This window comes from Nocardia carnea (assembly GCF_029868325.1).
Lineage (GTDB): Bacteria > Actinomycetota > Actinomycetes > Mycobacteriales > Mycobacteriaceae > Nocardia > Nocardia carnea_C.
In genome coordinates, this window is the sequence record NZ_JARWNW010000051.1 from 19,725 (window position 1) to 40,573 (window position 20,849).

The following is a 20,849-nucleotide window of genomic DNA, read 5'->3' on the forward strand; positions in this document are numbered from 1 at the left end:
GGGAAAGTGGGTTGTGATGTCGAGCGGCGATACCGACGCCGAGCGGCGTTCCGGCCGTGCCCGGTGGCGGGTGGTGGGGTGGCTGCTCGCGGTGATCGTGCTGGTGGCCGTGGCGCCGGTATTGGCCGGTGATGGGATGCGGTTTCCGTATTACAGCCAGGAGCTGGAGTGGGAGTTGTGCGATACGCCGTCGGTCGATACTCCCGGTGTCGAATGCGCGGATGTGGTGGTCCCGCTCGACTACTCCGACCCCGACGGCCGCACCCTGACCGTGGTGATCTCCCGGGTGCCGGCCACCGACCCGGATCGGCGGCGCGGAATCCTGATGTCGAACCCGGGCGGCCCGGGTGCGGCGGGGTTGGACAGCCCGGCGCTGCTGGGGGATGTGCTGAGCCCTGATGTGCTCGCACAGTACGACCTGATCGGCATGGACCCGCGCGGTATCGGTGCTTCCGATCCCGCGCCGCCCTGCGGCTGGCCGGTCTCGGAAGCGGTTCGGTCGGCCGGGCCGACGCCTGCCGGTTTCGACGAAGAAGTGTTGTTCGCCGGTGAGCTGGCCGCGGCCTGCCTGGACGGCGATACCGAGAAGCTGCGTCATCTCACGACTCGTAATACGGCGCGCGATATGGATCTGATTCGCGCCGTGCTGGGGGAGGAGAAGATCAACTACTTCGGATTGTCTTACGGGACGTATCTGGGTGCGGTGTTCACCGAGATGTTCCCGCAGCGCAGCGACCGGATGGTGCTCGACAGCGCGATCGACCCGGACCGCTACTGGACCGGCCTCGTCCAGGATTGGGGCCCGGCCGACGAGCTCGCCTTCGATGATTGGGCCCGCTGGGCCGCGGCCCGCAACACCACCTACCGTCTCGGGGCGACCGCGCCGGAGGTCCGCGCGACGGTGGACGGGCTGTATCAGCGGACGGCCCGGGAGCCGATCATGGTCGACGGCTACGCGATCGACGACCATATCTTCCCCTTCATCCTGCACAACCTGCTGCGCAGCTATCAGGTGAACGAAACACTGGCCGCGACGGTGCGCGATATCGCCGCCGCCACCGCGGGGGATACGCAGAGTTCGGCCGAATCCGGGCTCGCAGACCTGCTCGAGGCGCTGTTCACCGGCGAGAACTCGGAACTGATGTTCGTCGCCTGCGGGGACGCCGACGCCCCGGACGACCCGCAGTGGTACCGGCGCAATATCGAAGCCACCCGCGCCACCCAGCCGCTGTTCGGGGCGCTGGCGAACAATATTCAGCCGTGCGCGTTCTGGCCGCCGCCCGTGGAGCCGGCGACCGTGGTGCGCAACGATGTGCCGGTACTGATCGTCCAGGCGACCGGTGATCCACGTACTCCCTATGGGGAGGCGGTTCAGCTGCACCGGCACCTCAGTGAGTCACGGCTGGTGACGCTGCGCGATGTCCGCATCCACCTCACCTTCCGGCCCGGGCTCAGCAGCTGCGTGAACAATGCGATCAACGGCTATCTCGGCACCGGGCAGCTACCTGCCACAGATATCACCTGCACCCCGAATCAGCCGGTTCGATGACCTGAGACCGGCTCACCGGGGCGGCCTGAGTCGACCTGCGGAGTGGGCCCGAACCCGGAGTGCCACAGGATCGGCCCACGCCGCGATGTAGACGCCCATGGCGCGAGCGGGCGAGCCTCCGAAGTGACAGGCAGCCTTTGGAAAGGTACGGGCCCGCAGCGATCGCGGACTCCCCCGCCGGACAGCGCGACGGCGGAGACAACCCGGCAGTGGCCGGTCGCCGCGGCTATCCGGGAGGATGCCCGCTTTTCCTCGGACCGCGGGCGATACGCCTGCCGTTCACTCTGCCGCCGGCGGTCCGGCTGCCCAGCCGTCGGGGTCGGTCCAGGCCTGTAGTGACCGTGTGGTTTCGAATCGACGGGGCTTGCCGGTGCGGGGATCGGTGAACTCCAGGGTCGCGGCCAGTAGCTGGAGCGGGCGGCGATAGTCGTCGAGCTGTTTATCGGTGATCACCGGGTAGAAATCGTCGCCGAGAATGGGGATACCCAGCGAATTCATATGCAGGCGCAGCTGATGGGTGCGCCCGGTCGCCGGATACAGCCGGTAGCGGCCGAGCTCACCGCGCTGTTCGACGAGTTCGATGCGGGTGCGTGCGTTCGGCGGGCCCGGCACCTCCTGGGCCGCGAGGATATGTTTCTCCTTGATGATTCGGCTTACCAATTCGACCGGGAAATCCAGGTCGGGCCGCAATCCGGCCACAGCCTCGTATTCCTTGCGGACGTGTTGCCGCTGAAACATCGTCTGGTAGGCGCCGCGGGCTGCCGGATCGATCACGAACAGCACCAGCCCGGCGGTCGCGCGGTCGAGCCGGTGCGCGGGAATCAGGTCGGGCAGGTCGAGTTCGCGGCGCAGCTTGACCAGGGCGGTCTGCAGGATATGGCTGCCGCGGGGGATGGTGGCCAGGAAATGGGGTTTATCGGCGACCAGGATGGTGTCGTCGCGGTAGACGATCGGGATATCGAACGGGACCGGGTGTTCGGCAGGGAGGTCGCGATGGAACCAGACCGCACCGCCGGGGACATACGGGGAGTCGAGGCCGAGCGGGCCGTCCAGGTCGACGATTTCGCCGGCCCGCAACATTTCGTCGATCCGTGCCGGTTCGACGCGGGGCAGCCGGTGGATCAGATGTGCGCGCAGGCTCGGCCAGTCACCGTCTTCGGGGAGCCGTAGCCGGGCCGGGTCCAGTCCGTACCGCTTCGGCAGCGGGGGCTGCTGCCTTCGTCGCATCGTCGCAGCATAGTCGGCGCGACCTGGGCGGCTGCGATGCGGACCGGCCGGTTACTTCCAGTAGCCCTGGGCTTTGATCCGGTTCTTCGGCAGCGTGGCGCGCAAGGTTTTCACTACGGCGCGGGTGGTGGCGGTATCGCAGGCGACCCAGGCGAACGCATCCTGGGCGACGGTGAGTCCTTCGGCCGCCTCGCGGATGGCGCGGCCGTCGTCGATGCGCTGGAGCCAGGTCACCGTGTGGTGCGGTTTGTTGCGCACGGGCAGGGTGGGGTCCGATTCGTACTGCCATTCCAGCCACACCCGCGCCGGGGTGTCGCCGATGGCTTCGAGCAGGGTGTTCACCGCGGGTAATGAGGCGCTGTCGCCGAAGATCAGGTATTCGCCCGGGGTGACGGCGGGTAGCTCGAAGTGGGAGCCGAGCACGGAGGTTTCGATGACCTCGCCGATTTGTGCCCGCTCGGCCCAGGCACCGGCCGGGCCGGTGTGGACGGCGAATTCGATGTAGAAGTGGTCGTTCTCGGGATCCTGGTCGATCAGGGTGTAGCCGCGGTGGTGGAGTTTGTCGGTTTCGGCGTCCGGGATCCACAGCCGGATGAACTGGGTGGGGTGGACCGGATGGTCGTTCAGCAGACCCCCGGCAGTGAAGCCGATGCGGATGTATTTGTCGGTGATCCGCTCGGTGGAGGTGACCGTCAGCCGGTAGTCGTCGGCCCGCCACACCTTCATGATTACGCCATTACTGCCTCTGCCCATATAGGTTAGCTTAACCTAACTTCGCGGGCGTGTCGGGGTTTGTCGAGACTCCTTGGCGGCTGGTGGATTCGTCCACTTGCGTGAATCCGGTGGGATCCTGTTCGCACGACACCGGCAGGGCTGTTAGCTTAGCCTAAGCGAATTGTGAGTTGAAAATGCGGAATGCCGATATGGAGAATACCGCTCTCGCAATGTAAGGTAAGCCTAAGCGCAATATGGTGTCAGGGTTCGGTGGTGACCGTGCCGAGCAGTGAAGCGGGAGCGGTGGTGAACGATCCGGTGGTGATCGGTACCCGGGCGCTGCCCGCGCCAGGAGGTGACTGATGACCGTCGTCGACGATATCCGGGGAATCGATTCGCTCGTTGCCGCGAGCCCGACAGCCGGTGAACGGGAACGCATCCTCGGTGAATGGGCCACCGGTGTCGAACCGTATGACCTGTCGCCGCTGGTCACCGTGATCCGGCACGGACATATGGTGCCCGGTACGCGGGTTGCGGCCCGCTGCGGCGGCGAGGTGGTGACCTACGGCGAACTGTTCGGCCGGCTCGACGGGATCGACGCAGTACGCGGTTCGTCCGCGCTGCCCACTCCCGCCGGACTCGCTGCGCTGCTCGCCGAATTCGTCACCGCCTCCCGGGTCGGTACCGGCCGTTTCGGTTGCGCCGGACTGCTGCTCGGCGCCGATGCGCTCGCGGTGGCCGTTGCCGACCGTCGCGGTGTCGCCGCCGACCGCCGGCTGCGCCGAGTGGATCCCGCGATGCGGCCTGCCGATGTCCGGCTGCTGGCACTGCCGTGGGGCGATCCGCAGAACACTGCCGACCTGCTGGCGGCCTGGTCCTCGGGTGCGACTGTCGTGGTGCCGACCGAAACCCAGCGCCGCGACCCCGCCGCGCTGGCCGCGCTGGTCGAGACCCACGCGGTATCGCAGATAGTTGCCGAGGCCGAACTCCCGATCCGTCTCGCCGAGTCCGGCGTGGACCGGTTGCCGGCCGTGGCGCGGTGGGATCTGGTGGGCACCGAGGGTGGTTCGGCGCTGCCGGAAGCCGTGCGCCGGTTATCGCCGGATGCGGTGGCAACTGTCGCGTACCACGCCTCGGCCTACCTGGGTGCGGTCGCACGCGGACCGCTGGCGGCGACCGCCTGGACCCGTCCGGTACCCGGCGCGAAAGTGCTGCTGCTGGACGAAGGACGGTTGGTTCCGCCGGGTGTTGTCGGTGATGTTCATATCGGCGGCCGCGCGCTGGGCGCCGAATTCGCCGGCGGTGTCGAACGCGAGCGGTTCGTCAGCGATCCTTACGAACCCGGTGCGCGCCTGTTCCGGACGGGAGACCGGGGCTGGTGGACCTCCGAGGGCCGGTTGATCATCGAATCCTGAGCCCCGGACCACGGGCGGGGTTCGAATGTGGTTGTCCGCACCGTGTGGACAGTATTGCTGGTGCCGTCGGGTGTCGGCCGACCGTGAGTGAGACACGCCGGCCGCATGGTGGCCGCTGTCGGGGGCCGAAGACCGGGCGCCCCGCGGTGTTCCCTACGCAAGCTCCACCGCTGGCCTCGAATTGCGGCTGTTGGGACAGGTATTCGCGCTGTTCACGGGCTGTTCGGCCGTGCTGACGGCCAATTTCCGATCGGAGCCGAGGGTTTCGCGACCTCTCCTCATGTAAGGTAAGCCTATGCGAACTCGGGTGGTTCGGACTGTCCCGTGCGACAGGCACCACCGCGTACAACGAGGCGCGACGCCATCGGGCTGTCGGGAAAGTGGGAGAACCAGTGGACAGACTTCTGGTGGTCGGTGCGGGTCCCAAGGCCATGGCGGTCGCCGCCAAGGCGTATGTGCTGCGCGAACTGGGCCTGCCGGCGCCGCAGGTCACCGTGGTGGAACCCAATGCGGTGGGCGGGAATTGGCTGGCAACCGGCGGGTGGACCGACGGCCGGCACCGGTTGGGGACAAGCCCGGAAAAAGATATCGGCTTCCCGTATCACTCCACCTGGGCGCGCGGCCATAATCACGCCGTCAACCAGGCCATGATGGCTTTCGGATGGACGGCCTTCCTGGTCGATCGCGGCACCTACGCGGAATGGGTGGATCGCGGGCGGCCGAGTCCGGAACACGCTCTGTGGGCGAAATACCTGCAGTGGGTGGCACGTAAGTCCGGCGTGGAAGTCGTGCGCGGCCGGGTGTGCACCATTCGAGCCGAGGGAGCCGGCTGGCGGGTCACCGTCGAAGGAGCGGACGGGGAAACCGCCGAGATCGACGCGCAGCGGTTGATGGTCACCGGTCCGGGTGACAGCGGGCGAGCGCTGGCCGAGCATCCGAAGCTGTTGAGCATCGCCGACTTCTGGGATCTGGCCGGTCGGCGGAAACTGCCGCCGTCCTCCCGGGCCGCGGTGATCGGCGGCGGCGAGACGGCAGGCTCGGCCATGGACGAACTGGTCCGCCATGATGTGCTGACGGTGTCGGTGATCTCGCCCGCGGCCACCATCTACACCCGGGGTGAAAGTTATTTCGAGAACTCGCTGTTCAGCGATCCCGCCAAATGGCGGGCACTGAGTGTCGCCGAACGCCGGGATGTGGTGCGGCGGACCGACCGGGGGGTGTTCTCGGTGCGGGTGCAGGAAACGCTGCTCGCGGACAACCGAGTGCATCATCTGCAGGGCCGGGTGGTCCGGGTGGCCGATCAGGGCGACGGTGTGGCGCTGACCTTGCGTAACGAATCCCGGCCCGATCAGACGCATGCCTTCGATCTGGTGGTCGACGCGATCGGCGGCCAGCCGCTGTGGTTCCTGGACCTGTTCGACGACGAGGTCGCGGATCTGTTCGAACTGGCGGTGGGCGGCCCGGTCACGCAGGCCCGGATCGAGGCCGTGATGGGGTTCGATCTGGCGGTCGAGGGTTTACCGGCGAAGTTGTACCTGCCGAATATGGCCGGTCTCGCACAGGGGCCGGGGTTCCCGAATCTCAGTTGCCTGGGCGAACTTTCCGACCGGATTTTGGCGAGTGCGCCGGTATCCGCGGGCGCGGCGGTGCGCTCGGAGCTGCCGGAACACGTCCCGGCACACTGACGGCCCAGCCCTAGGCTAGGCTTGCCTTACTTTTGCCCAGCAACATATAGATGAGGTTCGTTGATGCGTATCGTGTCGTTCGGGTTCCAGACCTGGGGCCGAAAGACTCTGCAGGCGCTGATCGATTCCGAGCACGAGGTGGTGCTCGCGGTCACCCACCCCGCCAGCGAGGATTCCTACAAGGGGATCTGGTCGGATTCGGTGGAGGAACTGGCCCGCGAACACGGTATCCAGGTCCATCTCACCGAACGGGCCGATACCGAGACGATCGACCTGGTCAAACGCGCCGAACCCGATGTGATCGTGGTGAACAGCTGGTACACCTGGATGCCGCCGGAGCTGTACACCATGCCCACCCACGGCACCCTCAACCTGCACGATTCGCTGCTGCCGAAATTCACCGGTTTCTCCCCGGTGCTGTGGGCCCTGATCAGCGGAGCCGACGAATTCGGCCTGACCGTGCACCGGATGGACGAACAGCTCGACACCGGCGATATCCTCGTGCAGCATTCGCTACCGATCGGTCCGGATGCCACCGGCACCGAGCTGGTCCTCGCCGGAATGGAACTCATCCCCGGCGCGGTGCACGAAGCACTGGAAGCCCTCGCTTCCGGTACGGCGCAGTGGCGTCCGCAGGACAAAGCTGCCCGCACCTATTTCCACAAGCGTTCCGACCGGGACAGCCGGATGGACTGGAATTGGCAGGCCGCGGACCTGGAACGTTTCGTGCGGGCACTGTCGGCGCCCTACCCCCGCGCATTCAGCCACTATCGCGGCGAGCGGATCGAGATCCTGGAATCCAGTGTGTCGGCGGCCCGCTACGGCGGCACCCCCGGCCGGGTCATCGTGCAGGAGGGTGGCGGAGTCGTGGTGTGTGGCCCGGATGCCTACCGCGGTGACAGCCAGGGCCTGCTGATCACTCGAGTCCGTACGGGCGACGGAACCGAGTACAGCGGTGCCGAATTCTTCCGGCGCGGCGGGTATCTGACCGATACGCCGGAATAGTGCTCGCCCGGCCGGTGCCTGCGTACCGGCCGGAGCAGCCGTTCGAACGAGTACAGGGCCGGAGAGAATCATGTCGATCATCGCCAACGACGCGGACCGTGCGGCCCGGCCGGACGAAGGCGACCGGACCCCGCCGAACCGGTACCCGCTCTCGTCCGGCCAGCGGCGCGCCTGGTTCCTGCAGGTCCGCGACCCCGGCGACACCGCCCTCAACCTGCCTGTCGTCTACAGGTTGCACGGCGCGCTGGACAGCGAACGCCTTCGCGCCGCCGTCCGGACCGTCACCGACCGGCACGAGATCCTGCGCACCACCTACGGGCTGGACTCCGACGGCGAACCGTATCAACAGGTACGCACCGACCTGTCCGTGCAATGGCAGGAACACGATCTCTGCGATCTGGCAGCCGAACCGGCCCGCCGCCGGGCCGAGGTGTTCACCCGGCGGGCGCTGGCCCGGCCCTTCGACCCGGCCGCGGAGACACCACTGCGGGTGACACTGATCCGGCTCGCCGCGAGCGAGTATCTGCTGTTGCTCGTGGTGCATACGATCGCGTGGGACGACGAATCGGCCGCCGTATTCGCCGCCGACCTGTCTGCCGCGTACAACGGCACAGCCCCTGCGACACAACCGGTGCGATTCGTCGAGGCGGCCGGAGGCGCGGCAGCAGATCTGCCGGTCCCTGCGCCGACCGCGGAACGCACCGCCGGCGATACCGCGCCGCCCGGCGGTCCGCAGTACTGGCGGCAGGCCCTGACTCCGCTGCCCGAGGCGCTGGAACTACCCGGTCGGCCGGTGTCGCGCGAGGACGGGCCGGTGGCGGTGGAAACCACGTCGCGGCCGCTGCCGGCTCACCTGCTCGACTCGGCCCGAAAGGCCGCCACCGAATCCGGCACCGGCGAAAACACCGTGCTGCTCGCTGCTTTCGCCGCTCTCGTCCACCGCTATACCGGCGCCGGTGATTTCCTGGTGGCCATACCGGCCGATACCCGCGGACCGCAGGCGGCCGGGGTGATCGGCTATTTCGGCAACACCGTACTGATCCGCGCGACCCCCGGGCCCGAACAGAGCTTCGCCGAATTCCACACCGGCCTCGCCGCCACGGTGGCCGATGGCCACGCGCACAGCCATATCGGTATCGACGAGGTGGTCCACGCGATCAACCCGGATCGCACAGGCGCGCGGGACGGGCTGGAACAGCTGGCGAGGATCGGCTTCGGTGTACGCGAGCCGATTGCCGTACCGGAACTGGCGGGGGTGCGTGCGACCCTGGAGAAGTCCGGTTCACCGGATGCGCGGGTGCCGCTGCGGATCACCGTGGTACTCGGCCGGGACCGGCCGCGGCTGGTTGCCGAACATCGGTCCGGGCAACTGGACAGGGCATTCGTCGCGCAACTACTCGGTCACTATGTTCAGCTGCTGGACAGCGCGCTGCACGATCCGGCAGCCCGGCTCGGTGAACTCGACCTGTTCGGTGACCGCGACCGGGCCGCGCTGCTCGCGCGATCGCACGGTGTGCTGGTGCCCGAGGCTCCGGCGACCCTCGTCGCGCTGGTGGAAGAGCGCGTTGCCGCTGCGGGGGAGGCCATCGCCGTCGTGGCACCCGCGGCGGCGGGCGGTGCCGATCTGGAACTGAGCTACCGCGACCTCAACAGCCGGGCGAACCGGCTGGCCCGCGGACTTGTCGCACAGGGCGTCGGCCCCGACGATCTCGTCGCCCTGCGGATCGCGAATTCCGCCGAGTTCGTGGTCGCGGTACTAGGGGTGCTGAAGTCGGGCGCTGCGTACCTGCCGATCGATCCGTCCTACCCGGATCAGCGGATCGACTTCCTGGACCGGGATGCGCGGCCCCGGCTGGTACTCGGCCGCGCCGAACTGGCGGCCGCCGAGGAGAGCGCTGCCGGTCTGCCCGGACACGACCTCTCCGATACCGAACGGGTGCGGCCACTACGGCCCGGCAACCTCGCCTACGTCATCTACACCTCCGGTTCCACGGGGACACCGAAGGGTGTCGGTGTCGCACACGCGGCGATCGCCGGCCACCTGCGTGGTTTCGGCGCCGAATGGGATATGACGGCACAGGATCGGCTGCTGCAATCGTCGTCGGTCAGTTTCGACGCCTCCCTGCTCGATATCTTCCTCACGCTCTCGCTCGGCGCCTGCCTGGTGATACCGAAACCCGATGCACTGCGCGATATTCCGTATATCTCGGAAATCATCGGCCGTTACGGGGTGACTGTGCTGCATATGGTGCCCTCGCTGCTCAGTACCTTCCTGATGCTGCCGGAGGTGACCGAATGGCGTGCGCTGCGCCGGGTCCCGGTGGGTGGCGAGGCGCTGCTCGGTGAGGTGGCCGATCGCTTCGCCGGAGTATTCGACGCGGAACTGCGCAATCACTACGGCCCGACCGAGGCCGTCGTCTCGGCCACCCATCTGACCGTGCGCGGGCCGCAGGGGACCGGGATGGTTCCCGTCGGCGTGCCCAACCGGAATGTGTACGTCTACTTGCTGGACAGCCGGTTACAGCTGGTTCCCGACGGGGTGCTCGGCGAAATCTACCTCGGTGGTGCCCAGCTGGCCCGCGGTTATCTGCACCGCCCCGGCCTGACCGCCGAACGGTTCGTCGCCGACCCTTTCCTGCCCGGGCAGCGGCTGTACCGGACCGGTGATCTGGCGCGGCGCAACAGTCGTGGCGAGATCGAATTCGCCGGCCGCGCCGACGAACAGGTGAAGGTTCGCGGGCATCGGATCGAATCCGGTGAGGTGCAGGCGGCGCTGTCCGCGCATCCCGGGGTCGGGGCCTGTGCGGTGGTCGCGTTCCAGGAGCCGGTCACCGGAACGGCGCTGGCGGCCTACCTGGTGCCCGCCGCGGGAACCCTGGATGTTGCCGAAGTCCGTGCGTTCGCGGCGAAATCGCTACCGGACTATATGGTGCCCACCGCATGGGCGGTGATCGAGCGGATCCCACTCACCGAACACGGCAAACTCGACAAACGCGCACTGCCCGGACCGCGCCGGTTCGGTAGCGGTGAGCGACGCCCACCGAGTACCCCCACCGAGGTCCGGCTGGCCGGTTTGTTCGGCGCGCTCTTCGGTTGCGCGGCGATCGGCGCCGACGATTCCTTCTTCGAGCTCGGTGGGCATTCGCTGCTGGCGAATCGGTTGATACTGCTGATCCGGGAGGAATTCGGGGTCGAGATCGATGTGCGTGCGCCATTCGATACCCCGACGGTCGCGGGGCTGGCGGCAGTCGTCGACGTGACACCGGTGACCGCGACGGGCCGGCCCCAGCTGGATCGCCGGCCGCGGCCGGACCGGATCCCGCTGTCCTACAACCAGCGAGCGGTTCTGGCCGGTGGCCAGAGCGGCGCAGCCCGGCTGGTCGCCCACTTGGACGGCCCGCTGGACCGGGATGCGCTCACGGCGGCCGTTCACGATGTGATCGAGCGCTACGAGATCCTGCGGACGGTTCCCACCGCCGTGGGTGACCAGTGGTATCAAACGGTCCGCCCGGGGCCGCTGCCCGATATGACGGTGATCGAAGCCACCGAGGAAGACCGGCCCGGATCGGCGCCGGCGGTCCGGTTCGATCGCGCGACAGGACCATTGCTGCATCCCAGGCTCTACGTTCTCGGCGGGGACCGGTATGTGCTGGAACTGACCGCAGACCGGTTCGTGGCCGACGAGTGGTCGCTGCGGATCGTGCTCACCGATCTGGCCACGGCCTACCGGAGCCGCGCCGGTACCGGTTCGGCACCCCGATGGCCGGGGCCTGCCGTCGATTACGCCGACTACACACTGTGGCAGGCGACTGTCGTCGAATCGGCGGGCCCGCAGCTGCAACAATTGCGCGAGGGGCTGCGTGGCCTGCCCGAACCTCCGGCGGCCCAGGTGACCGCACCGGCCGCCGAGCCCGCGCGGTCGGCAGAATTCACGGTGCCCAGCGCGCTGCGCCGCCGGTTGCGTGCCCACGCCGAGACGGTCGGGGCCTCCGAATACATGCTCTACCAGGCAGTGGTCGCTACTCTGCTGCACGCGCTCGGGGCGGGCGTCGATATCGCGCTCGGGGCACCGCTGTCCGGGCGGGCCGACAGCGCCGTATCCGAAGTGGCCGGGCCGCTGTCCGCTGCCGTGGTGCTGCGCCACGACCTGTCGGGCGACCCGGCCCTGCGCACCGTCCTGGACCGGGCACGCGGTACCGCGTTCGGGGTGTACGGCGGACACGACATGCTGATCGAGGCCATCGCGCCCGCCGTATGCCCGGGGCGCTCACCGTACGACCTGTGCCGGGCCGTCGTGGAATTCGGCGAACTCTGCCCGCCACAGCGGATCTGGCTGGGCGACGAAGTAGCAGCGCGGATCACCGGCCCCGCGTCCGGTATCGCGCACCGGCTCGTCTTCGCGTTCGGCTCGGCAGGCGACGGGGGACTGCACGTCACGCTCCGCGCCTCGCAGCACGACCGGCAGACCACCGAACTACTCGCGCGGCATCTCGAAGACCTGCTCACGGCCTTTGTCGAAGCGCCCGATATTCCGGTATCAGAGGCAGTCTCGCTCGACGGGACGCGTGCCGTGTGGACGGCGGACGGCGGCCTGACCCTGGAGCCTTCCGGATCCTGACAGGGCACCGCCACGCGGCGTGATCCCGGTGCCCGGAACCCGCGTAGAGCTCACAGCTCGACGCGCTGATCCTCGGGCAGGAACAAGGCGTCGGTTTCGACTACACCGAACGTCCGGTAGAACTCGGCGATATTGCGCACCACCTGATTCACCCGGAATTCGTCGGGGGCATGCGTATCCCCGTGAAGCAACCGCTCGGTGTACTCCGGGGTCGACTTCGAACGCCAGATCCGGGCATAGGACAGGAACATGGTGTGGTAGTCGGGCGGCGATATCCCCGCCCGCTCCTCGGCCAGCCGGAAGGCGGTCAGCGCGATCTGCAGACCGCGCAGATCGGCGAGGTTCTCACCTACGGTCAGTTCGCCGTTGACATGCTGATCCGGCGCGAGACCCTCCGGCACCAGCGCGTTGTACTGGTCGACGAGTTGTTTCGACTTGGCGTCGAAGGCGGTGCGATCAACCGGGGTCCACCAATCCCGCTGGTTACCGTCCCCGTCGAACTTCGAACCCTGATCGTCGAAACCGTGGCCGATCTCGTGCCCGATCACCGCGCCCACTCCGCCGTAGTTGACTGCGGGCACAGCATCCTTGTCGAAGAACGGCGGCTGCAGGAATGCGGCGGGGAAGACGATTTCGTTCGCGGTGGGGGAATAGTAGGCGTTCACCGTCTGCGGTGAGGCACTCCATTCGGATTTGTCCACCGGTTCCCCGAGCCGATCGAACGCCCGCTTCACCTCGAAATCATTGATGGCGCGCAGGGATTCGATCAACTTACCCCGGGTGACCGTCAACTTCGAATAGTCCACCCATTTGTCCGGGTACCCGAGCTTGAGGCCGATCTTCTCCAGTTTCTCGATCGACGCCTGCCGGGTCTCCGGCGACATCCAGGTCGATTTCGTGAAGTTGTCCCGGTAGGCGGCCATCAGGTCATCGACCATGACCTGCACCCGCTCCTTGGCCTCCGGCGGGAAGTACTTCTCCACATACAGCTTGCCGAGCTGTTCGCCGAGGTTGCCGTCCACCGTGCCGATCGCGGACTTCCACAACTCGGGCCGCTGCTGCAGACCGGACATGAGCCGGCCGTTGAAATCGAAATTGGCGTCCGACAGTTCCTTGGGCAGGAACCGCGCATAGGTCTGCAGGACCGACAGTTTGAGATATTCGCGCCACACCCCGATGTCGGTGGCGGCCCAGATCTTGCCGGCCTCGGTGACGAACGACGGCTGATTCACCACCAGCTTCGCGAACAGGTCGCGGGGGCGGTCGGTGATCCCGGCCAGCCAGGGCTCCCAGTCGTACTCGGGCGCCAGCCCGGTGGCTTCCGCCCAGGTCATCAGGTTGTAGGTGGCCTCGGTATCGCGATTGCGCACATTGTCCCAGTGGGCGGCGGCGATCCGGGTCTCCAGGTCGATCTGCCGGGCGGCGATCGCCCCGGGATCGGGGAGTCCCGCGCCCTTGGCGAGACGTTCCAAGTAGGTGCGGTAACCGGCGAGTTCCTCGGCGAACTGCGGATCGCGATAGTACTGCTCGTCCAGGCCGATCCCGGACTGGCCGATCGAGGCGATATAGGCCGAGGAGTTCTTCCGGTCGATACTCACCCCGATACCGATCAGCCCGCCGATCGGCAGCCGCCCCATCACCTCCGCGAGAGCGGGTTTGTCCTTCGCGGCATCGATCTCGGCGAACATCGAATCCAGCGGCGTCAACCCGAGCTGTTCGATTTCGTCGAGGTTCATCCGGGCGTCGTACAGATCGCGGATCTGCTGGGCTTCGCTGCCCGGCTCCGGATCGCTGATGCCTTCGACGATCTCCCGCAGCTGCGCCTGCGTGCGCTCCGCGGCCTCGCTGAACGCGCCGTAGGAGGTCTTGTCCGGCGGCAGCTGATACTCACGCAGCCATTTACCGTTGACGTGCCGGTACAGATCGTCCTGCGGCCGGATCGCCGGATCGGAGCCGTCCATGTCCACACTGACCAGCCGCACCGGCTCGTCCTCGGAACAGGAGGCCAGCCACGCGGCCGCGGGCACCAGCCCCAGGGCCACCAGGAACGAACGGCGATCGAGCGTCACCCGACGATCCGAAGACTTCAACAGAACTCTCTCCCCGATGCGGGACCCGCACCTCACTAGGCGAACCGGCCTCATGAGGCTACCGGCGCACCACCCCGCCGTCGCGCCGGGCAACACCCCCGCTGTCGCGCCGGGCAACACCACCCCGACTGGTTCACCGTCCCGGGTGGGGCCCGCCCGGTTCTGGAGCGACGGAGCGGGGGAGCGAAGCGGAGGAGCGGAGGAGTGAAGAACCGGGCCTCCAAGGGCCCCACCCTCGAGCCGCGGAGCGGCTCCAAAATTACAGCCCCGCCCTCAACGGCCGGTAGACCATGAATCCCGGATTCGGTACTGCACTCGCCCCAGCGCTGCCGGAGCCGGCGCCATACCAACCCCGATTTCCCCCCGAGCTGCGGGTTCGCTATCCTTGACCGGTTGCCTGCGGGCCCCGAGCCCGCGATTCGGCCGCGAACCCCCGGTGGTTGATCGCGTAGATCAGAGGAAACCGCTGGTAGGCGTGTGTTCGGGTGGTAACAGACCATGCCCGTCGGGTCGGCAATCCGGCGTGCTTTACGTCCAGGTCGAGGAGGCTGAAGTGATTCAGCAGGAGTCGCGGCTGCGCGTCGCCGACAACACGGGTGCCAAGGAGATTCTCTGCATCCGCGTTCTCGGTGGTTCGTCGCGCCGCTATGCCGGTATCGGCGATGTCATCGTCGCCACTGTGAAAGACGCGATCCCCGGCGGCAACGTCAAACGGGGTGACGTCGTGAAGGCCGTCGTGGTGCGCACCACCAAGGAACGGCGCCGTCCGGATGGTTCCTACATCCGTTTCGACGAGAACGCCGCCGTGCTCATCAAGCCGGACAACGACCCGCGCGGCACCCGCATCTTCGGCCCGGTCGGCCGCGAGCTGCGCGACAAGAAGTTCATGAAGATCGTTTCGCTGGCCCCGGAGGTGCTCTGACATGAAGGTGCACAAGGGCGATACCGTGCTCGTCGTCTCGGGTAAGGACAAGGGCGCCAAGGGCAAGGTCATCCAGGCCTTCCCGAAGGACAACCGGGTCCTGGTCGAGGGCGTGAACCGGATCAAGAAGCATGTCGCGAACTCCGCGAACCTGCGCGGCGCGTCGTCGGGCGGCATCGTTACCCAGGAGGCGCCCATCCACGTGTCCAACGTGATGGTCGTCGACTCCGACGGTAACCCGACCCGGATCGGCTACCGCACCGACGAAGAAACCGGCAAGCGGGTTCGGATCTCCCGTAAGAACGGGAAGGACATCTGATATGACCACCACTGAGAAGATCCAGCCGCGGCTGAAGGTGCGCTACCGCGAGGAAATCAAGGACGCGCTGAACAACGAGTTCAACTACGCCAACGTCATGCAGATCCCGGGCGTGGTCAAGGTCGTCGTGAACATGGGTGTCGGCGACGCCGCCCGCGACGCGAAGCTGATCAACGGCGCGATCGACGATCTGGCCCTGATCACCGGCCAGAAGCCGCAGATCCGCAAGGCCACCAAGTCCATCGCGCAGTTCAAATTGCGTGAGGGTATGCCGATCGGCGCCAAGGTCACCCTGCGCGGCGACCGGATGTGGGAGTTCCTGGACCGCCTGGTCTCGATCGCCCTGCCCCGTATCCGCGACTTCCGTGGCCTGTCGCCCAAGCAGTTCGACGGCAACGGCAACTACACGTTCGGCCTGAGCGAGCAGTCGATGTTCCACGAGATCGATGTGGACAAGATCGATCGCCCGCGCGGTATGGACATCACCGTCGTTACCACCGCGACCAACAACGAAGAAGGCCGTGCCCTGCTGAAGCACCTCGGCTTCCCGTTCAAGGAGAACTGAGACATGGCCAAGAAAGCACTGGTCAACAAGGCCAACCGCAAGCCGAAGTTCGCCGTTCGCGCCTACACCCGCTGCCAGCGCTGCGGCCGGCCGCACGCGGTGTACCGCAAGTTCGGCCTGTGCCGGGTGTGCCTGCGTGAGATGGCGCACCGCGGCGAGCTGCCGGGCGTGCACAAGAGCTCCTGGTGAGCTGATCCCGGGCGGCACTGTCCGACCGGGATCCGACAATCACTGAAAAGGACCCGAGCTACGGCTCGGGTCCTTTTCGCGCTTGCGGGCCATCAGCCGCTTCGCCCTGAGTGGCGAAGGCTCTGCGGCACATCCCGGGTGCTTCGGCGGGCCGTGGGCAGCGGGTTTTCCTGATCGCTGAGCCGTGCCCGGGGGCGGTCAGGTGTGGAGCAAACCACTGACGAGAAGTAACAGCGATTCCTGGGTCTGGCGGCGGGCGGTGTCCTTGTCGTCGGCGTGGGCGACGATCAGACCGGCCTCGGAGACGGCGCTCAGGATGAGTTGTGCGAGGGTGGGGACGGCGGTGGCGGTGATCAGGCCGGTTTCACGGGCACGTTCCAGTTCGGCGGTGATGAGGCCCAGGCCGTGGCGGGCTTCGAGTTCGCGCCATGCCTGCCAGCCGAGGACCGCGGGGGCGTCGAACAGGGCGATGCGGATCATCTCCGGGCGCTGGCAGATCTCCAGGAAGGTGTTCAGGCCGGCGGCCATGGCGGTGAGGATCTCTTCGGCCGGAGCGGCGCGCAGCGCATTCTCGATTTCGGTGGTGATCTCGGTTTCCAGCTGTTCCAATACCGCCAGGAAGAGGCCGCGTTTATCGCCGTAGTGGTGGTGCAGCGCGCCGCGGGTTACTCCGGCCTCGGTCACCAGTTGCTCCGCGGAGGTGCCCGCGAAACCGCGCTCGGTGAACAGGCGGCGGCCTGCTTGTTCGAGCGCGGCGCGGGTGGTGCGGGAGCGGTCCTCCTGGCTACGGCGTGGCATGCAGCCGAGTGAACTCCAGAATTCGTCCGGCGAGCAACTCGGGCTGGTCCTCGGGGATCAGCGTGTAGGAGTCGCCGATCAGGTCGAGGGTGGCGTCGGGCAGGTCGCGGACGAGGCGTTCGGCGTAGGAGACCGGGAACAACCGGTCCTCGCGGGCCCAGACGACGAGTATCGGCACCGTTACGGAATCGAATCGGGTGGCGGCATCGAGGGTGTAGCGGCGCCGCGCGTGCCGCAGGAAGCGGCGCAGATCGGCGCGGATGGCGGCCGAATCGCGGCTGGGGCGCAGATAGGAATCGACGGTTGCGGGTGGTAGTGGGCGTTTGCTCAACCAGCCCAGGGCGATCGGCAGGCGCTGCAGGAAGCGGAAGCGCAGCAGTTCGGTCATGAGCCGGGCGGATCCCGGTATGCGGGCCAGCTGCGGTAGCAGGGTGAACGGCTGCGGCAGGAAGCTCTCATAGGAATCGACCGCGGCGAGGACGACTCGGCCGATCCGTTCTGGGCGGTGGGTCAGCAATACCTGGGTGATGGCGCCGCCGGTGTCGTTGGCGACGATCGTGACATCACTGAGGTCCAGATACTCCAGGAAGTCGGCGATGAGGCCGGCCACGCCGAGTGGCGTGAGGTCGGCGTCCGGTACCGGGATCGAATGGGCTCCGAGCGGCCAGTCCGGGACGAGGCAGCGGTATCCGGCCGCCGCGACCGGCGGGACGATATGCCGCCACAGGCCGGAGTTGACGAGGAATCCGTGGACGAAAACGATCGGTGGCCCGCTGCCGGTATCGCTGTATCGGATCGCTGCGGTGGGCAGGTGGGCTATATCGGTGCGGCCGAGTTCGTTGGTGTTCGACATATTTCCTCCCGGGTCGGTTCCACATCCGATAGTTACATACATACGGCATGTATGTCTATGGTCGGACCGTGGATTCCCGTGCCGATCCGCCTGACCACGGATCGGCACGCGTTACGTTCAAGGCTGCGGTTGTCGAGTCGCCCCGGCGGGGCGTCCGGGGCCGAGGTCGATCGCCGAGAGGGTTATGCGAAGTGGGATTTGTAGATCTGGCCGTGTACACCGACCGTGCGGTCCACGACCTGGGAGACGGTGAAATCGGCCGCCGCCGAGAGATAGGCGTACGCGGTGGCGCGGTCCATCCCCTTCTCCTGCTCGAGGAAGTAGAGTGCGTTGACCACCGCGCGGCGCATGGCGATATCCAGATCGCCGGACTGGCCGCCCAGTGAACCGTCCGGATCGGAGAGGCCGATCGGGATCCAGGCGTCCTCGGTTTCGCCGAACGGGTAGGTGTAGGCGACCTCCGGCGCGTCCCCGGACCCGGGTTTGCAGACTGTGAGCCGGAAGGTGCCCCGCAATGAGCCCTCCATTGCGGTGAGCGCGGCTTCGCCGTCCCCCATGGCCATATGTGGATCGCCGACATAGAACAACGCGCCTTCGGCGAAAACCGGCAGATAGAAAGCGGATCCGGCGCCCAGCAGGCGGATATCGATATTGCCGCCGCCGCGGGTCGGGGGAATCGAATTGGCCGAGGCAGCTTTCGGGTCGGCATCGGAGGAGAAGGCCACGCCCATCATGCCCATGAAGGGTCGCAGCGGGAAGCGGACCTTCGCATCGCCGTAGGGCATAACGCCCAGGCCTTCCTCGATGGCGGTGAAGGTGGAGATATTGCCGTAGTCGCGCGGATCGCCGGCGGGCCGGCCGTCGGTCGAGACGGGCGGCATCACCTCCGCCAGTGAAATACCGGCGGGAGCCTCGCCTTCAGCCGTCCGCGCCAATGCGCCCTTGCCGTGCCGGCTCGACACCACACCGTACGGCACGCGCGGGACTGCCTCGAGCGTCTCGATCTTCAGTACATCGCCCGGTTGCGCGCCCTCGACGAAAACAGGGCCGGTGACTATATGCGGGCCGTCGGCATCGAAATCCCGCGGCGTGCGGTCGTAACCCTCGGCGATGGCGACGGCGTCGGCCAGTACATCGCCTTTCGCGACGCCCTTCGCGCCGAAGTACGCCACCGGGTCCCGGCCCTGGTCCTCCAGGATGCCTTCGTGCGATACGGCGTCGATGGTGACCGTCTCACCGGATTTCATCCGGAGCACTTCTGTGCTGTGGATATTGGGGACGTAACCCCACAGCACCTGTTCTACTTCCGAGCGCAGGTAGTGGTCGCCGGGGATATCGCCCTGGCCGGGTTGCAGGATCGGCACGCCGTCACGAAACGGCAGGGCCGACGCGGAGCGCGAGACGGAGCCGGCCGAGGTATCCGTGGCGCAGGAGGTGGCTGCGGCCGCAGCGCCCACCGCTCCGACGGCGGCGGCCGCGCGGAGAAACCCTCGCCGGCCCAGTCCGCGCGTGAGGGTTTCAGCCGCGGCACGGGCGTAGGAGTCGGTCATGGGGCACCTCCGGATCGGGCTGGTCGAGCGTCCGAAAGGTATCGAGCGAAGATTTCGTGGCCGTTTCTGTTCTGTGTCGGTGGCGATTACGGCCTTCGCGCGCTGCCGGTTCCGGGCGGGAGGATCTGGATGCGGTCGCCGCCCGATAGCTGTCATGGAGGGGCAGGCTGGTTCCCAGTGCCGGAAATGTCCCGGTTGTCCCGGTATGGAAACGGCCCCCTAGTATCGGCGGTTGTGAGGCATATCGAGCGGCCACCGAACCTGGTGCCGGTTGCCGTTCTGATCTTCGCCTTCGTCTTCGCGGCGCTCGGACTCCACGACGGCCGAAACCCGGAAAACAAGCCCTCCGAAACGGTTTCGTTCGTTCATTCGGTGATCGCCACCGAGGAGCAGGCCGGTCCCGCCCTCTCGGAGTCCGCGGACTCGGGCGGACAGAGCGTGCACTGTCCCTATCACTGTCTGCGTGCCCCGCTGGTTCGCCCGCGGGCGGGCTATCTCTGGTACGCGGCCCTGTCGATCGCCGGCTTGCTGCTCTGTGGTGTCTGCTGCCGTGTGTGTTTCGCCCGGCCCCGCCCCGCTCGCCGAACTTTCGCCGGGACGGCGGGTGCGGAGTTGTTGCTACGTCTCTGCGTCTGCCGGCGCTGACTCGCTGAGGTGGGCGCGGCCGCCTGCCACGCAGCCGGAGGTAATCGCCGAAGAGAAGGGGCGGCCATTGCTTCCGGTCATCCGGAGCGATCCCGGGCGCCTCATTCGGGTGGGCGGTGATGCCATCGACCCGAATCCGTCAGTGCAGCATCGTTTTGCACTATCAATCAGGAGATATTTTTCGTGAGAACCCGCACACCTCTGCTCGCTCTCGCCGTCCCGATCGGCTGTCTGGTCTTCGGGACCGGTACCGCTTCGGCGGCGACGACGGAACAGACGCCGAATACGGTCACGGTGAACTTCACCGACGCGGAGGCGCGCATGATCGAGGCGCTGAATCTGGGCCCGGCCCTGGGCGCGCTGCCGCCCAACTTCACGCCGGAGGCGAAACAGCGTCTCGGGGAGAATTTGGCCGAATACGCCGGTCGCGCCGCCCGGACCCCGGGGTCGACGTTATCGGTGATCATCGATCAACCGGTGGGCGCGCCGCCCGGTGTGGGCGTCACCGTGATCCCGTGATACGGTGAGTAGGGGTACCCCGCGGCCCCCCTGGGGCGAGCCGGACCCGCCGGCCCGCCCGCACCGTCCTGGCAGCGGGGCTGCTGGCGGCGGCGCTCTACGGTGGTGGCCCCGCCGGCGCCGATCCGGTCCCCGCGCCCGCGCCGGCCTCGGCCACCGAGGCGGTCCAGCAGATGATCGATCTGT

At 67.3% G+C, this 20,849-nt stretch carries 17 protein-coding genes; 11 read left to right on the top strand and 6 right to left on the bottom strand.

Going from position 1 to position 20,849, the window contains the following annotated elements:
- Positions 1-16 precede the first annotated feature (16 nt).
- On the top strand, positions 17-1,549 hold the full coding sequence (locus tag QH196_RS02675) for an alpha/beta hydrolase (protein WP_280414139.1): 1,533 nt from the start codon (positions 17-19) through the stop codon (positions 1,547-1,549).
- A gap of 279 nt (positions 1,550-1,828) precedes the next feature.
- On the opposite strand, the gene QH196_RS02680 is transcribed toward QH196_RS02675, so the two are convergent.
- Complete coding sequence (locus QH196_RS02680; RefSeq protein ID WP_280414140.1) at positions 1,829-2,776, bottom strand: RluA family pseudouridine synthase; 948 nt, start codon at positions 2,774-2,776, stop codon at positions 1,829-1,831.
- Between the two features lie 51 nt (positions 2,777-2,827).
- On the bottom strand, positions 2,828-3,529 hold the full coding sequence (locus tag QH196_RS02685) for a siderophore-interacting protein (protein WP_280414141.1): 702 nt from the start codon (positions 3,527-3,529) through the stop codon (positions 2,828-2,830).
- Positions 3,530-3,852: 323 nt separating this feature from the next.
- Between QH196_RS02685 and QH196_RS02690 the strand changes: the two genes are divergently transcribed.
- The 4 genes from QH196_RS02690 to QH196_RS02705 all read left to right on the top strand — a co-directional run bounded on the left by QH196_RS02690 (position 3,853) and on the right by QH196_RS02705 (position 12,213).
- The gene (locus tag QH196_RS02690; RefSeq protein ID WP_280414142.1) at positions 3,853-4,905 is read left to right on the top strand and encodes an AMP-binding protein; all 1,053 of its coding nucleotides are present in this window, start codon (positions 3,853-3,855) and stop codon (positions 4,903-4,905) included.
- A 392-nt stretch (positions 4,906-5,297) separates the two neighbouring features.
- Entirely contained in the window at positions 5,298-6,590 is a 1,293-nt protein-coding gene (locus QH196_RS02695) for a SidA/IucD/PvdA family monooxygenase (protein WP_280414143.1), read from the top strand.
- A 63-nt stretch (positions 6,591-6,653) separates the two neighbouring features.
- Positions 6,654-7,595, top strand: a complete 942-nt coding sequence (locus tag QH196_RS02700; RefSeq protein WP_280414144.1) for a methionyl-tRNA formyltransferase — start codon at positions 6,654-6,656, stop codon at positions 7,593-7,595.
- Between the two features lie 70 nt (positions 7,596-7,665).
- The gene (locus QH196_RS02705) at positions 7,666-12,213 is read left to right on the top strand and encodes a non-ribosomal peptide synthetase (protein WP_280414145.1); all 4,548 of its coding nucleotides are present in this window, start codon (positions 7,666-7,668) and stop codon (positions 12,211-12,213) included.
- Between the two features lie 50 nt (positions 12,214-12,263).
- On the opposite strand, the gene QH196_RS02710 is transcribed toward QH196_RS02705, so the two are convergent.
- Entirely contained in the window at positions 12,264-14,282 is a 2,019-nt protein-coding gene (locus QH196_RS02710) for a M13 family metallopeptidase (protein ID WP_280414146.1), read from the bottom strand.
- Between the two features lie 574 nt (positions 14,283-14,856).
- On the opposite strand from QH196_RS02710, the gene rplN reads away from it, so the two are divergent.
- Genes rplN through QH196_RS02730 form a run of 4 tightly spaced genes read left to right on the top strand, consistent with a single transcriptional unit; the run spans position 14,857 to position 16,298 of the window.
- Positions 14,857-15,225 (top strand): 50S ribosomal protein L14, encoded by a 369-nt coding sequence (rplN, locus tag QH196_RS02715; protein WP_033244618.1) that lies wholly within the window; start codon positions 14,857-14,859, stop codon positions 15,223-15,225.
- A 1-nt stretch (position 15,226) separates the two neighbouring features.
- Positions 15,227-15,544: a 50S ribosomal protein L24 gene (gene rplX, locus QH196_RS02720; protein WP_280414147.1), complete on the top strand. Its 318-nt coding sequence runs from the start codon at positions 15,227-15,229 to the stop codon at positions 15,542-15,544.
- A 1-nt stretch (position 15,545) separates the two neighbouring features.
- A complete protein-coding gene (rplE, locus tag QH196_RS02725; protein WP_280414148.1) occupies positions 15,546-16,109 on the top strand; it encodes a 50S ribosomal protein L5 in 564 nt (187 codons plus the stop codon).
- A gap of 3 nt (positions 16,110-16,112) precedes the next feature.
- The gene (locus QH196_RS02730) at positions 16,113-16,298 is read left to right on the top strand and encodes a type Z 30S ribosomal protein S14 (RefSeq protein WP_014349101.1); all 186 of its coding nucleotides are present in this window, start codon (positions 16,113-16,115) and stop codon (positions 16,296-16,298) included.
- Between the two features lie 198 nt (positions 16,299-16,496).
- On the opposite strand, the gene QH196_RS02735 is transcribed toward QH196_RS02730, so the two are convergent.
- The 3 genes from QH196_RS02735 to QH196_RS02745 form a co-directional block, all read right to left on the bottom strand.
- Positions 16,497-17,096 carry a TetR/AcrR family transcriptional regulator gene (locus QH196_RS02735; RefSeq protein WP_280414149.1) on the bottom strand — a complete coding sequence of 200 codons (600 nt, stop codon included), beginning with the start codon at positions 17,094-17,096 and terminating at the stop codon, positions 16,497-16,499.
- Complete coding sequence (locus tag QH196_RS02740; RefSeq protein WP_280414150.1) at positions 17,083-17,949, bottom strand: alpha/beta fold hydrolase; 867 nt, start codon at positions 17,947-17,949, stop codon at positions 17,083-17,085. The genes QH196_RS02735 and QH196_RS02740 overlap by 14 nt, the downstream gene beginning before the upstream one ends.
- 182 nt (positions 17,950-18,131) lie before the next feature.
- Positions 18,132-19,499 (bottom strand): acetamidase/formamidase family protein, encoded by a 1,368-nt coding sequence (locus QH196_RS02745; RefSeq protein ID WP_280414151.1) that lies wholly within the window; start codon positions 19,497-19,499, stop codon positions 18,132-18,134.
- 234 nt (positions 19,500-19,733) lie between these two features.
- Here QH196_RS02745 and QH196_RS02750 point away from each other — a divergent pair, with 234 nt between their 5' ends.
- Positions 19,734-20,144: a hypothetical protein gene (locus QH196_RS02750; RefSeq protein WP_280414152.1), complete on the top strand. Its 411-nt coding sequence runs from the start codon at positions 19,734-19,736 to the stop codon at positions 20,142-20,144.
- A 183-nt stretch (positions 20,145-20,327) separates the two neighbouring features.
- Complete coding sequence (locus tag QH196_RS02755) at positions 20,328-20,663, top strand: hypothetical protein (RefSeq protein ID WP_280414153.1); 336 nt, start codon at positions 20,328-20,330, stop codon at positions 20,661-20,663.
- Positions 20,664-20,849 lie beyond the last annotated feature (186 nt).

Excerpts from the sequence above, each read along its gene's own strand:
- QH196_RS02675 (WP_280414139.1), top strand. The coding sequence starts at position 17 with ATGTCGAGCGGCGATACCGACGCCGAGCGGCGTTCCGGCCGTGCCCGG.
- QH196_RS02680 (WP_280414140.1), bottom strand. The coding sequence starts at position 2,776 with ATGCGACGAAGGCAGCAGCCCCCGCTGCCGAAGCGGTACGGACTGGAC.
- QH196_RS02685 (WP_280414141.1), bottom strand. The coding sequence starts at position 3,529 with ATGGGCAGAGGCAGTAATGGCGTAATCATGAAGGTGTGGCGGGCCGAC.
- QH196_RS02690 (WP_280414142.1), top strand. The coding sequence starts at position 3,853 with ATGACCGTCGTCGACGATATCCGGGGAATCGATTCGCTCGTTGCCGCG.
- QH196_RS02700 (WP_280414144.1), top strand. The coding sequence starts at position 6,654 with ATGCGTATCGTGTCGTTCGGGTTCCAGACCTGGGGCCGAAAGACTCTG.
- QH196_RS02705 (WP_280414145.1), top strand. The coding sequence starts at position 7,666 with ATGTCGATCATCGCCAACGACGCGGACCGTGCGGCCCGGCCGGACGAA.
- rplX (WP_280414147.1), top strand. The coding sequence starts at position 15,227 with ATGAAGGTGCACAAGGGCGATACCGTGCTCGTCGTCTCGGGTAAGGAC.
- rplE (WP_280414148.1), top strand. The coding sequence starts at position 15,546 with ATGACCACCACTGAGAAGATCCAGCCGCGGCTGAAGGTGCGCTACCGC.
- QH196_RS02730 (WP_014349101.1), top strand. The coding sequence starts at position 16,113 with ATGGCCAAGAAAGCACTGGTCAACAAGGCCAACCGCAAGCCGAAGTTC.
- QH196_RS02735 (WP_280414149.1), bottom strand. The coding sequence starts at position 17,096 with ATGCCACGCCGTAGCCAGGAGGACCGCTCCCGCACCACCCGCGCCGCG.
- QH196_RS02740 (WP_280414150.1), bottom strand. The coding sequence starts at position 17,949 with ATGTCGAACACCAACGAACTCGGCCGCACCGATATAGCCCACCTGCCC.
- QH196_RS02745 (WP_280414151.1), bottom strand. The coding sequence starts at position 19,499 with ATGACCGACTCCTACGCCCGTGCCGCGGCTGAAACCCTCACGCGCGGA.